The organism is Clostridium sp. DFI.1.208, from assembly GCF_024463855.1.
Classification (GTDB): Bacteria; Bacillota_I; Bacilli_A; order Erysipelotrichales; family Erysipelotrichaceae; genus Clostridium_AQ.
Map to the genome: position 1 here is coordinate 40,166 of NZ_JANGCA010000006.1, position 12,837 is coordinate 53,002.

Sequence of the window (12,837 nt, forward strand, 5' to 3'; positions counted from 1 at the left end):
TATCCATAGAGAAAGGTAAATTTTTTAAAAGAAAAAGGCGTATTACACACCTTTTTGTCTTCTTTTGCTCTTTTTTGTATCGGTTAATGCATAAACATCGTCCGCCTGCGCCGCAACCACGGGTGAATGTGTGACAAGGATGATACATTTCTCTTCCTCATATGCAAGACTCTTGAAGATATCCATGATTTCATCCTGTGTATCCTCATCCAGATTTCCAGTCGGTTCATCCGCCAACAGGATTGCGGGATCATAGGATAGTGCACGGGCGATGGCAACACGCTGCTGCTGCCCGCCGGAAAGCTTTAAGATACGGCGTTGGGCCTCAGCCTCACAAAGCCCCACCTTTTCCAGCAGCTTCATTGCATATGCGCGGTTATTGTCCTTTTTCACACCGGCGATATCCATGGAAAGCAGTACATTTTCAACGGCACTCAGATGCATCAGCAGGTTAAAGCTTTGAAAAACCACACCCACATAGCGACTCCTGTATACATACTGATCCACCTCACTGACATCCTTCCCATTATAAAGAATCCTTCCCTCTGTCGGTTTTGTAAGCTGTGATAGCAGTGACAGCAAGGTTGTTTTGCCTGCGCCGGAGCGCCCGGTGATAGCATAGATTCTGCCGCCTTCAAAGCGGGTATTCACATGACTGAGCACTGCATCCCTTCCATTATAGCTATAGCCGATATCCTGTAATTCCAGCTGCATAATTCTTCCTCCTATTCTCTGTTTGATAATATCTTCAGTGGTTCATAGCGCAGAATATGCAAGACTGCAATACCGGAGGACAATAGTGTCAGTAAAATTGCAATACCGCCCAGCTCCAGCAGAACCCTTCCGTTGGCAGCACTGCTGATTTCCTCGATATAGGATACATTCTGTCTGACCGTGTCCTTGCCCCTATCCAGAAGCTCCATTTGTGGACCGCCATTCTTCGAAAAGCCAGTATCCTGATCAGCAGTTTGCACGGCCTGTGTTTTCAGCAGTGTATTGGTCAGCGATACACTGCCCGCAGCACCGATGCCACAGCCCAGCAGGATAGCCAGCAATGTTACCACGAAGATTTCACAAACGAATTGCAGGGCAATCCTGCGCTTGTTCATGCCGATTGCCGCCAATACGCCGATTTCATATTTCCGCTCCCGTATGTGATAGATATTGAGCACTACGAGAATCACACCTCCGACTAGCAATACGACTGCAAGAAAATAGCCGGCATACGTGCTCAGATTTTCCAATGGGGCAAGGCTTTGTTCATAGGCCGCCACATCACTGGAGGAAACGGTATACGTATCACTTAGCCCCAGCTTTCGTGCCTGTGCTTCAAATTTGTCATATGCTGCAACATTCTCAAATACATAGGTACCTAGCAGCTGTGCACGAAGGGCAGTATCCGCAGCCGCAGCTGCACTCTTGTCAACGAGCGAATGCAATGCCGCATAGGACATATAGACCTGATTGGCAGGATCCATCATATTCATTCCCATAAAGGAATCCGTGGTTTCTGTAGAGGTATAGATACCGACAACCTCGATGCTATATGTTTCCTTTTCATTCAAGGGATTGGTAAAGGTGATCGTATCTCCAACAGAGAGATCATTCAGAGTAGCAAGCTCCTGATGGATGATACAGGTAAGCGCATCATCACCATCCGTGAAGCCGGCTCCCTCACGCAGCTCAGCACTTCCATCTGCGAAGGCAGTCATCGCCGCTTTGCTGCTGTAGCCGGTAACCGTAAAATCACCCTGATTTTGCATACCGCCCATCCCTTTGCCAAAGGATGGCTGACCGCCTTCTTTAGCTGCATCTGTCGAAGATGCATTCGAGGCAGTAGAAACCGCTTCTATGGAGGATGCATTCAGGGAAACACTTTCCGTATAATAGAAATCCTGAACGGATTCCGCCTTTGCATAGGTTTTTAGTTCCTCCAGTGACAGCTCCTTCATCGCGGATAGCTTGTCCTTCATACGACTGCCATCCGATTCCTCATTTCCCTCTGTATTCTGCCGCATATCCTCCATCATGGATTGTCGGTCCACACGGATGGAAGCAGTGATATTCAGATTGGATAAGCCGCTTTCCCGTTCCCTGTCGGCTGCCTCCTGAATGGATAATGCGAGACATGCGGACAGACCGATCACAAAGGCAATGCAGCCTATCAGTATATTTCTGCCCTTTGCCCTGGTTATATTCCGCAATGCATTTTTAACAATGTACATGGGTATTCTCCTTTCACAGCTACAGTATACAGAAAGTATGTGATAATGCTGTGAACAGCTCATGAAGAGCAAAAGAAAACACCCTCGGGTGTTTTTCAAGTTTCTCCTTACTGACGGTAAGTGATAATGCTGTGATAAAGCAAACGACAGAAAGCTCCTGAAGTTGATGACAGGAATTCATTCCTTCTTTCATAGCTGTCTATACATGGTTACTGATATGATTAAAATCCGTTAAATCTATTCAATCGGCCGCTGATAAAATTTTCCCTCGACGCTTTCCGTCTTTGTCACATTGACAAAGCTGGTCTGATCAATTTCCCGAATGCGGGTTACTAATCCCTTGACGTTTTGTGAATCCACAACGGTGTACAGCATAGTTCTCGGCCGCCCGTAATAGGTACCGATCCCCTCCAGACGCGTTACTCCGTGATGTGTGGAATTCTGAATTTCTTCAATCACGATATCCGGATTGCTCGTTACGATAAAAAGCGTCATGCGCTTGTAGCGGGTATGCACAAAATTGATTACCTGTGTGGAACAGAACTGAAAGATAATGGAATACAGGGCAGCATTCCATCCAAACAGATAGCCGGCAGCCACCAGCATAACAGCATTCATCGCAAGGATGTAATTCCAGGCAGGCTGATTGGTTTTCTGTGAAATCCACATAGCGATAAAATCCGTTCCGCCACTGCTGGCATTTCCGCGCAAGGCGATTCCCAAAGCAACTCCCTGCAAAATACCACCGAAAATGGTAATCAGCAGAATATCCTCTGTGATATTGGTAACAGGCAGGATTTCAACAAACACACCGGTTAAAACGATCATCACACAGGAATACAAGGTAAATTTCTTTCCTACGGTTTTATAGCCGATGTAGGCCGGTATGGCATTCAATGCAAAGTTTACGGCAGAATACGGCACCTGCATATCCATGTATTTTTCAGCAAAGCGCTGAATGAATACCGTCAGTCCGGTAAAGCCGCCTGGAAACAAGCCTCCGGCATTGATGAAGGTATTGATATTGATGGCGCAGAGAAGTGATCCGATGATAACACAGCCTACCGTAATCAAATCTCTGACACTTGGTTTTAATCTCATTCTTCTACTCCCTTTTTCCTCTGGTCATGCATAATTATACTATCTTTTTTTCTACATGCAACTGTTTTACGGATGATACCCATTTACTTTTTCCTATGTAAATTTTCATCTTCCCATAGCAGACCTTACACGATTTCCCGCAAGCACTTACAGCTGTTTTTTAGCTGAACCGATACTATTGTGCTCTTCATATTCATACAATGCATATGGAAGGAGAGTTGTTATGAAACAATTTTTAGCCGTAGCTGCCCTGCAAGAGGCAGCCGGAAAGCATTGCGGTATCCGTGAGGATGCCCGAATATATACAGAGGGCTTCCAGAGCGTACAGCATGAAAATATGGAATTTTCTGTTTTGTTTGATGGTGAGCTGTATCAGCTTGAGGAATTGCACGAGGAATTGCAGGCGGCTGATTTTCCAAAGCCTTCCTGTATGGAGGAAACCGTACTGTTTGCCTATCTTCTCTGGGGCGAGAACGCGATGAAGCATATGGAGGGTGCATATTCCTTTATCATATGGAAGGGGGATTCCCTTTTCTGTGCCAAGGACCCGCTCGGTCTTCGTCCGATCTATTATCTGATCAGGGACAACCGTATCTGGATCAGCAGCCGCATTCAGCCCCTGCTGGATGCCTCAAATACTCCGGCAGTTCTGGATCGCAACGGTCTTTTGGAGCTGTTCGCCTTTGGTCCCAGCATCAGCGAGAATCAGACCCTGTACAAGGACGTCTTTGCGTTGCCGATGGGCTCCCTGCTTCGCATATCTGCCGGTAAGCTGGAAATCAAAACATATTATAAGCTTTCTGCACGTCCGCATACGGATTCTTTACAGGAAACGATCCAAAAGGTGCATGACTTGATGAGTGCCTCCATCCATGCACAGGCATCCGGGGCACAGGCAAGCTTTTTATCCGGTGGGCTGGATTCCAGTCTGATTACCAGCGTTGCCGCTAAGCAGGATTCGCAATGGCGTACCTATTCTCTGGATTATGAAGGAAACAAGGAAAATTTTAAGGGAAATATGTATCAGGTTTCTCTGGATGCTTCCTTTATTCAGGATATGTGTGCGTTTTGTGCATGCGCACATACACCGCTTATGCTGTCCCAGCAAACGCTCTGCGATCTGCTGGAGGCTGCCATGGAGGCAAGAGAAGCTCCGGGTATGGCAGATGTGGATTCCAGCCTATTGTGGCTGTGTCAGCAGGTTGCAAAAAAGGAACAGGTCATATTGAGCGGAGAGTGCTCAGATGAGATTTTTGGCGGCTATCCGTGGTTTTATCGGGACGAGCTAAAGGATTTGGATACATTTCCATGGCTGCGCTCTACGAAAGAGAGAATCTCTTTGCTTCACCCTGATTTGCAATCTCTTCCCTATGAGGAGTATATCGCCAAGCGCTATGCCCAGAGCATTCAGGATATCGAATATCTGGATACGGACAGCGAGGAGGATCGCCGTGCTCGTATTCATACCGTTTTATGTCTGCACTGGTTCATGCAGACGCTGGTTACCCGTCAGGTCTGCATGGGGGATGCCGCTCATTTGAATATCCGTGCCCCGTTTGCCAATGTTAAGCTGCTGGAATATGTTTATAATATCCCATGGGATATGAAATTTCTGCAGCAGGAGGAAAAGGGTATTCTGCGAAAGGCGTTTGAAAATGAGCTGCCAGAAAGTGTTGCCCATCGGAAAAAGAACCCGTTTCCGAAGACACACAATCCCCGTTACGCCGAGCTGATCAGCAAACGTCTGCAGGAGCGTTATGATGATCCAGACAGTCCATTGCATCAGTTGTTTGATGACGTGAAATTAAAAGAGCTGATTGATACAAAGGGGGAAAGCTTTCAGCTGCCATGGTATGGCCAGCTGATGAGTGGTCCACAGCTGCTTGCCTATCTGTATCAGATTGACCGCTGGATCATCACGAAGCATATCACGATTGAAAAATAGGATGTATAAGAAAAGCGACAGAGCTATTCTGCCGCTTTTTCATTTTCCACCTCAGCATCCTCCATGACCTTCTGAAGCTCTACCAGCTGGCTTGTTCTCAGCATTTCCCGAATCTGCCGCAATTCCTTCAGACAGCTTTTCAGCAAATCAACAATGGAAGCAAGCAGAAGCAAGGCACTGATCACAGCGCAGTAAGCAAGTATATCCATCTTCATCCTCCCTTTCATATACACGCCTTTTGCATGATAAGACGCTTTTTCCTATAGCAATTCGTGTATGGTAAGAATGTCCTTTAATGCCTTTCTTTTGCTCAGTTGTTTCTTTTGACTGCCGTACCCAATAGCTATCACAAGCCGGATTCGTTTGTTATCCGGTATCTGAAGTAGCTCTTTGATTTTCTTTTCTTGAAAGTATCCGATCATGCACGTATCCAAGCCAAGTTCAGCAGCCTGCAGGCACAGGTATGCGCACGCGATACCGATGTCCACCTGATGGTATTCCTGTTTCTTCATGCGATTCACAATACGCTCAGAAAGTACTGGCTTTTGTTCCTCAACAACGATGAAAGCAGCATGCTTTGTGAAGGACTGCGTCAGGGCTACCATGGCCGGGTCTTGGATGATGTGAAATTTCCAGGGCTGCGAGTTGCATGCGGATGGTGCCTGTCCCGCGGTTTCCACGCATGTTTTCAGCAGTGCTGAATCAATCGTGTGCTCTGTAAAGCTGCGGCAGCTGTATCTTGCAGTAATTGCTTCCTGTAGTTCCATAAGCTGTCTCCTTTTTCCATTTGAATGGATAAGTTTCTCTGCATTTGCGAAAGAAGCAGTCAATGATATATCATTATTCCTGTATTCTATTTCTTCAAATTTAGCATATGGTGAAATTCAGCTTTTGTCAATCTATAATTTACATATTTGTGATAAAACAAAGAAAGGAACCACTTCCTCTTTTCCAGCAATTCCACATTTCCTACTAAGCAACACCTTCCTGTATGCATATTCGATGATCGTGTTTGTAACAAAGAAGCATTCAATTTCACAATCAATACAGGCAGCTTGTTACAGTTTGGTTCATCACCTGAATCGTATTATCAACCTCTACGCACATAGGTTATGAAGCAGTGCTATGATACGATGACATATACTTCATAAAGCATCCTACTCCAGCATTATCTATTTATAGCAGAAGCTCCAATAGGGACCATTCCCATACGCAGATAAAAAGAGGTAAAAAGAAGTCCGAACAAAACATATAGTCTATACAAGTTTTCAGATTGCTTAATCGTATGCTTAAATAATTTTTGATAATGCTTTTGTTGATATGTTTATTTAATTTCTCCATGTGAAATCAACTCATTTTTTTTATTCTCTCTGTCAATTCAACTATTTTCGTATGGATTAAGTGAATTGTTTTTGATAACTCAACATCGTTTTTTCCAGTAGGGTCATTCAATCCCCAATCCTCTCTATATTTGCATGGTATTGTAGGACACTTCACATTGCACCCCATTGTAATCACGATATCTACTTGTGGTATTTCTGATAACAGTTTGGAATAGTGTGTTTTTTCCATATCTATCTGGTACATTTCTTTCATTAAACGAGCTGCATCCTGATTGATTTGTGGCTTTGCTTCTGTTCCAGCAGAATAACTTTCAAAAATATTTGAAGAAAGATAATTTCCCAATGCTTCCGCAATTTGACTGCGACAGGAATTATGAACACAAACAAAAGCTACTTTCGGTTTCTTCATAAACAAATTCCCGACCTTTCGTTGTATTATTACTTTGTCAATAGTGCTTTCACTTCTTTCACTGTCAATACTTTTCCATAGGATATAACTTTGCCATTAAGCACTAGCGCAGGTGTAGATAATACTCCATAACTGGCAATTTCTGCAAAATCTGTAACATGTTCAATTTCGTAATCTAATCGAAGATCAGATATCGCTGTTCTAGTTGACTTTTCTAATTCAAAACATTTTGCACAGCCCGTCCCCAGTATTTTGATGCCTTGCTCTTGTTTCTTATTTTCTGCATTTTGCATTGTTTCTGATGTGCAATTGCCACCACAGCAGCATGATTTTGTTTCTTTTTTCTTTATGAACAATTTCATTACATATTCGCTCCTTTCAAATAAATAGTGTACTAAAAGTATTAAAAAGATAACCTACAGCGATAATGCCCAACGTACAAATGGTGATAAATAAAGTCAATAATTTAGGCTTTACTGCCTTTTTCAACATAATTAAAGATGGTAAACTTAACGTTGTTACTGCCATCATAAAGGATAAAATTGTACCTAATTGTGCTCCCTTTGCAAGTAATGCCTCCGCAACTGGAATTGTTCCAAAAACATCAGCATACATAGGAACACCGATAAGAGTGGCCAAAATAACACCTAATGGGTTGTCACTTCCCAAAATCCTTTCAACCCATATTTCAGGTATCCAGTTATGAATAATAGCTCCGATACCAACACCAATCAGAATATATGGGAATACTTTTTTGAATGTTCCTACAACTTGTTCTTTTGCATAACGAACTCTATCCTTTTTGGTTAAGGTAGGAGAACTAATATCAACACTCCCTGCATTTTTGACGAAATCCTCGACATATTTTTCCATGCGCAATTTTTCAATTAAAGTACCGCCAATACAGCGATTATCAAACCAACAATCACATAAGCAAAGGCTACTTTAACACCGAAAATACTCATTAGCAATACAAGACTTCCCAAATCAACCATAGGAGAAGAAATCAAAAAGGAAAAAGTTACGCCTAGTGGTAAACCTGCGCTTGTAAAACCTATAAATAACGGGATAGAAGAACATGAGCAAAATGGTGTAACCGTTCCTAGCAATGCGGATATGATATTTGCTCCGAAACCGTGAAAATGCCCTAAAATTTTCTTGCTTCTTTCAGGCGGAAAATAACTTTGAATATACGAAATTAAGAAAATTAGTAAACATAAAAGAATTGTGATTTTAATAACATCATATAAAAAGAATTGAACACTTCCACCTAAACGACTGTCCATGTCTAATCCCAACAGTGATAGTCCATTACCAATGAAGCCATTTAACCATTTCATACCAAGTAATTGGTCTTGAAAAAACAACCATATCGAACTCACTACTTTCACAAAATCCCCTCCTTTCAATAACATATCAATTTTTTTTGATGTGTTAAAGTTTTATAAAAGCCACCTTTCGATGACCTCTATTTGCAACAACTTGATTGATTTTCCAGATTTGGTGTTGTTAATTCCGATAATCGTTTTGACGCATATTCACTGCCACTTTTACTAAGGCTGTAATGCGTCCATTTACCGTCTTGCCTTGCATTAACAATACCAGAGTCACAAAGTATTTTCATGTGATAAGATAAAGCTGACTGTCCTATGTGCATGTTCTCAATCAGAACACATGCACATTTTTCTCCACTCTTTAAGCAATCTAAAATAATTAGCCTCTTTGTATCACAAAAAGCCTTAAAGATCTTTGCGTCTTTGGAAAAATCCGTCATCGTTATCACCCTCACATCAATTTTATTTGATATGTATATCATAAATATAACAACGGAATTTGTCAATAGTCAAATCAACTTTTTTTGATATATCCTCTTAATTACCATACTCAGAAAAGAAAACCCCTGTTAAAAGCCTTAATATTATTGGTAGTTCTTCACACTCTTTCCTGGGCTTTTTGTTTACGGTTTGTTTCATTCAAGAGGAAATTAAAGTCCTTTGTTTGATTCTGGCTGGCAGTAAATGAATTTGTATGCTCATGCGTCCATAGATACTGCAAAATCAGTGATTCTGTGTCTAACTGCACAAAAGCATTTCCTATCATATCCGCCATGATCAACAGGGAAAATATGTAAAGATAGAAAAAACCGTGGAGCCAATAAAATAAGGCTTTTTGAACATTGAAGATAAATAAAGAGGTAGTCAAAAGGATATATATAATTTATAAAGGAAACAAAGTCCTATAAATACATTCTTCCTGAGCGGTAAAGAGCCATACGACTGGATATCCTCCCATATACATATCTGCATCCCTATTGCAGGATGCTTACCCTGTTTTTCTTCTTTTTCATTCTTTTTTGAGAATTATTCTGCAGTATTTTCCTTTTTATCCAGCTGCACCTCCTGAATCTCTTCAAAACGCTTCACGATCTTTCCAGCCGTGATCTGCAGCTGCCGCATATCCTGATAAGTACGTTCAAAATCACTGCCGACTGTCTGATAACGCTTGTGAAATCGTTCAAATTCCACCTGCAGATGCTTCAGCTCCTGCTGAATCTGTTCCACATGCTCATTGCGCTGCACGCCTAGATAAATAGCACGAATCGCCGTCAAATATGCCATCAGCGTTGTCGGAGACACCATATACACCTTTTCCTCATAGGAATACTGTACCACTTCATCACAGCTCGCATAAATATAAGAGAATACCGCTTCGGCAGGAAGAAACATGCAGGCGAACTCCGCTGTTTCCTGCGGCAGTATATACTTCGACGCGATGGAACGCACATGCTTTTTCACATCCTGCACAAACTGGGCATGCGCTTTTGCCTTCTCCTGCGCCGTATCCGCATGCATGAGGCGGTTATAGTTCTCCAAAGGAAATTTGGAATCAATACAGATCATACGTAGCGGTTCACTGGCGAACAGAACAGCATCAGCAATCGTTCCATTGCTCAGCTTATACTGCTTCTGATAGCGATGCTCATCCGTTCCCATCGCCGTTTCCAAAAGGCTGTATAATTCAATTTCACCAAAGATTCCTCTGGTCTTTTTGTCATTCAGAATATTTTGCAGCTGCAATATGGATGCGGATACCTCTTTGATGCTTTGCTGGCTTTCATCCAGCTTCCCCATCTGCTGCAGTACCTTGCCGAACACCTGCGTTGTGGTCTGATAGCCATGATGCAGATTTTCATTCAGAGTAAGCTCCAGATGGCTCATACGCTGTTCCACATTTTCATGCAGAGACTGCAGGTCTGTTTTCATCAGCTGGGAAATCTGCGTCTGCAGCATCATCAGCTGATTGTTCCACTGCTGCTGCATGGCGGCCATATCCTCACGCTGTGCACTCAGCTCCCGCAGCACACGTTCACTGTCCGCAGACTTTGCCGGACGCAGCTGCAGAAACAGAAAGATAAACAGCAGTACAACACACAAAATTAAAAATATCAATACGTAAAGTTCCATCGTAATCTCTCCTTGCGGATATCATTATACCATACATCCTCCTCAGGTATTCAGAAAAGACAAATAACGTTCACACAGGCGCAGGCTTCTGCGGATACAGCGGATATCGACTGTTAAAGACAATTCACTTTCATCATGAAACTGCACCACACAGCCCTTTTCAAGACGGTGCACCTCATCTACTGCACGGTAATTGATCCAGATACAATCGGGATTGCGAATTGCTTTTGTTGGAAATAATACGTCCCTGTACATCTCCGAAAGTAGAATCGGCACCTTTTGATGAATATCCAGATTGGCTGCTGCCGCTGTTCTTCTTCCCTCAAAGGTGGAGCCATGTCGCAGACACAGCCTTTGCAGGATCACAAGAACCGGTTCCTGCAGCCGCGCCTGCTGCTGATTCTCCTGTACCATCAAACAGCTTCTCTCATCGATTCTTTGCAAATAATATACCATTTCCCCGCCTCCCAAAGCATTCTCCTAACGTTATATCACAAAAATCAGAAAATGCTTAAAAAGTTATCAAATACGGGAGAAATCCATATAAAAAAAGGAACAGATTCACTCCGTTCCCATATGGTATCTCTTAGCAGCAGCCTCCGTCGCATCCACCGCCACAGCCGGAGCATCCACTTTCCTGTGCTGCCATCTGCTGTTCATATACCAGTGTATCGATCACGATGCATTCGATTTCCACCTTGACATCCTTTGGCAGACGAGCCACCTGTACACAGCTTCTTGCCGGATACGGTTCCTCCAGATAGCTGCCATATACTTCATTCAGCTTGTCAAAGTCATTCAAATCACTGACAAAAATCGTTGTCTTAACGATATGCTTGTAATCAAGTCCCATGTCCGCAAGAACTGCCTTGATGTTTTTCATGACCTGGTGTGTCTGTTCCTCGATTGTCGTTCCTTCTACCTCTCCTGTTTCCGGATTCAAAGGAATCTGTCCGCTCAGGTACACAAAGTCCCCCAGCTTAACTGCCGGAGAATAAGGCCCCAGCGCCTTTGGTGCATTTGCAGGCTTTACTGCTTTTAAAAATACGTTCATAGTATCCTCCTAGTCTAAATCGTCATCCATTTGTGACAAGATCTGCATTTCGATTCTGGCTGCCATACCATCCTTGGTATCCAGAACCTTGATTTCAAAGTTTTCAAATTCTATTTCACGGCCTTTGCGGACCTTGCGATGGTTATTCAGCTCAAAGATCCAGGCTGCAAAGGTTCTCGCCTTTGTTTTCGGCGCATCCTGATCTTCTACATATGTATCGAAGAAATCGACAAGCGACACATTCCCGTCAATCGTAAAGGTATGATGTCCGATTTCAACGACATGATTGGGAAGAGGATCATATTCATCATAGATTTCTCCTACCAGCTCTTCCAATACATCCTCCAGCGTTACAATTCCGACAAAAACATGAGATGTCAGAGATTCCTCGACAATCGCCATATGCTCTCTGGATTTCTGAATGTCCTCCAGAACTGCAGGCAGCTTCTTTCGCTGTGTAACAAATACCGGCTCCTGCATCATTTCAGAGATAACGATTTCCTTATCCTCCAGCAGGGCATCCAAAACATCGCGCACACGCAGGATACCGACAACCTCGGTTGTCTGATAGGAAATTACCGGAAGACGAGACAGCTTGTGATCATGCAGAACCTGCTTCATCTGCTCGTAGGTAGCATTGTCGTACAGAAAGACTACCTGATCCTTGGGAACCATGATATCGCGTACATTCTTATCATCAAATTCTATGACGCTTTCAATCAGCTCGCGCTCCTCCTGTTCCAGAACTCCCTCCTGCTCAATCGTTGAAACGATTTCCAGAAGCTCGTCCTCTGTTGCCGTAACATTTTCAATTTCCATTTTCTTTTCCCAGTGCGCTTCGATCGATTCCACAACAAAAGAAATCGGACGAAACAGCAGCACCATGATGGAAAGCGGCTTAGCCATAAACAAAGCTACGGATTCCGCTTTTGCTTTCGCAACAATTTTCGGAGTAATCTCTCCAAACGTCAGAATCAGAACCGTCATGATTCCTGTGGCAACTGCCACACCGGCACTCCCGAACATCTGTGTAAACAGCTCTGTTGCTATGGAGGTTGCCAGAATATTCACCACGTTGTTTCCAATCAGTATTGTTGTGATCGCAGCCGTAAAGTTTTTAGAAATGCTGTATGCTGTGCGGGCACGCTTATCTCCGTTCTTCGCCATTTGCTTCAGGCGGATCATATTCACTGAGGAATATGCCGTTTCTGTTGACGAAAACAGTGCACTGAAAGCTACCAGTATAAGTAAAACGATGAGAAGACATATTTGCGATCCATCCAAGAATTACCACTC

13 protein-coding genes and 1 pseudogene are annotated in these 12,837 nt (G+C 43.3%); 1 reads left to right on the plus strand and 13 read right to left on the minus strand.

Annotation, left to right across the window (positions count from 1 at the left end; all coding sequences use genetic code 11):
- Window positions 1–42: 42 nt before the first annotated feature.
- From NE665_RS04545 to NE665_RS04555, 3 genes are all read right to left on the minus strand, one after another.
- Window positions 43–714: an ABC transporter ATP-binding protein gene (locus NE665_RS04545; protein WP_117442311.1), complete on the minus strand. Its 672-nt coding sequence runs from the start codon at window positions 712–714 to the stop codon at window positions 43–45.
- An 11-nt stretch (window positions 715–725) separates the two neighbouring features.
- Window positions 726–2,225: an ABC transporter permease gene (locus tag NE665_RS04550; RefSeq protein WP_117442312.1), complete on the minus strand. Its 1,500-nt coding sequence runs from the start codon at window positions 2,223–2,225 to the stop codon at window positions 726–728.
- A gap of 237 nt (window positions 2,226–2,462) precedes the next feature.
- On the minus strand, window positions 2,463–3,326 hold the full coding sequence (locus tag NE665_RS04555) for a YitT family protein (protein WP_117442313.1): 864 nt from the start codon (window positions 3,324–3,326) through the stop codon (window positions 2,463–2,465).
- Window positions 3,327–3,549: 223 nt separating this feature from the next.
- Between NE665_RS04555 and asnB the strand changes: the two genes are divergently transcribed.
- A complete protein-coding gene (asnB, locus tag NE665_RS04560; protein ID WP_117442314.1) occupies window positions 3,550–5,271 on the plus strand; it encodes an asparagine synthase (glutamine-hydrolyzing) in 1,722 nt (573 codons plus the stop codon).
- A gap of 23 nt (window positions 5,272–5,294) precedes the next feature.
- Here the strand turns inward: asnB and NE665_RS04565 are convergent, their stop codons facing one another.
- The 10 genes and pseudogenes from NE665_RS04565 to NE665_RS04610 form a co-directional block, all read right to left on the minus strand.
- Entirely contained in the window at window positions 5,295–5,480 is a 186-nt protein-coding gene (locus NE665_RS04565) for a hypothetical protein (protein WP_117442315.1), read from the minus strand.
- A 51-nt stretch (window positions 5,481–5,531) separates the two neighbouring features.
- Window positions 5,532–6,038 carry a nitroreductase family protein gene (locus tag NE665_RS04570; RefSeq protein WP_117442316.1) on the minus strand — a complete coding sequence of 169 codons (507 nt, stop codon included), beginning with the start codon at window positions 6,036–6,038 and terminating at the stop codon, window positions 5,532–5,534.
- Between the two features lie 580 nt (window positions 6,039–6,618).
- Window positions 6,619–7,023, minus strand: a complete 405-nt coding sequence (locus NE665_RS04575) for an arsenate reductase ArsC (RefSeq protein ID WP_117442317.1) — start codon at window positions 7,021–7,023, stop codon at window positions 6,619–6,621.
- A gap of 29 nt (window positions 7,024–7,052) precedes the next feature.
- Window positions 7,053–7,385, minus strand: a complete 333-nt coding sequence (locus tag NE665_RS04580; RefSeq protein WP_117442318.1) for a thioredoxin family protein — start codon at window positions 7,383–7,385, stop codon at window positions 7,053–7,055.
- A 16-nt stretch (window positions 7,386–7,401) separates the two neighbouring features.
- Window positions 7,402–8,414 (minus strand): annotated as a pseudogene (locus NE665_RS04585) (permease).
- A gap of 77 nt (window positions 8,415–8,491) precedes the next feature.
- Window positions 8,492–8,797, minus strand: a complete 306-nt coding sequence (locus NE665_RS04590) for a metalloregulator ArsR/SmtB family transcription factor (protein ID WP_117442319.1) — start codon at window positions 8,795–8,797, stop codon at window positions 8,492–8,494.
- A 586-nt stretch (window positions 8,798–9,383) separates the two neighbouring features.
- Complete coding sequence (locus NE665_RS04595; RefSeq protein ID WP_117442320.1) at window positions 9,384–10,487, minus strand: DNA recombination protein RmuC; 1,104 nt, start codon at window positions 10,485–10,487, stop codon at window positions 9,384–9,386.
- A 42-nt stretch (window positions 10,488–10,529) separates the two neighbouring features.
- Entirely contained in the window at window positions 10,530–10,943 is a 414-nt protein-coding gene (locus NE665_RS04600; protein ID WP_117442321.1) for a competence protein ComK, read from the minus strand.
- Between the two features lie 130 nt (window positions 10,944–11,073).
- Window positions 11,074–11,541, minus strand: a complete 468-nt coding sequence (locus NE665_RS04605) for a RidA family protein (protein ID WP_002608692.1) — start codon at window positions 11,539–11,541, stop codon at window positions 11,074–11,076.
- 9 nt (window positions 11,542–11,550) lie between these two features.
- Complete coding sequence (locus NE665_RS04610; RefSeq protein WP_002608691.1) at window positions 11,551–12,825, minus strand: hemolysin family protein; 1,275 nt, start codon at window positions 12,823–12,825, stop codon at window positions 11,551–11,553.
- Between the last annotated feature and the right edge of the window lie 12 nt (window positions 12,826–12,837).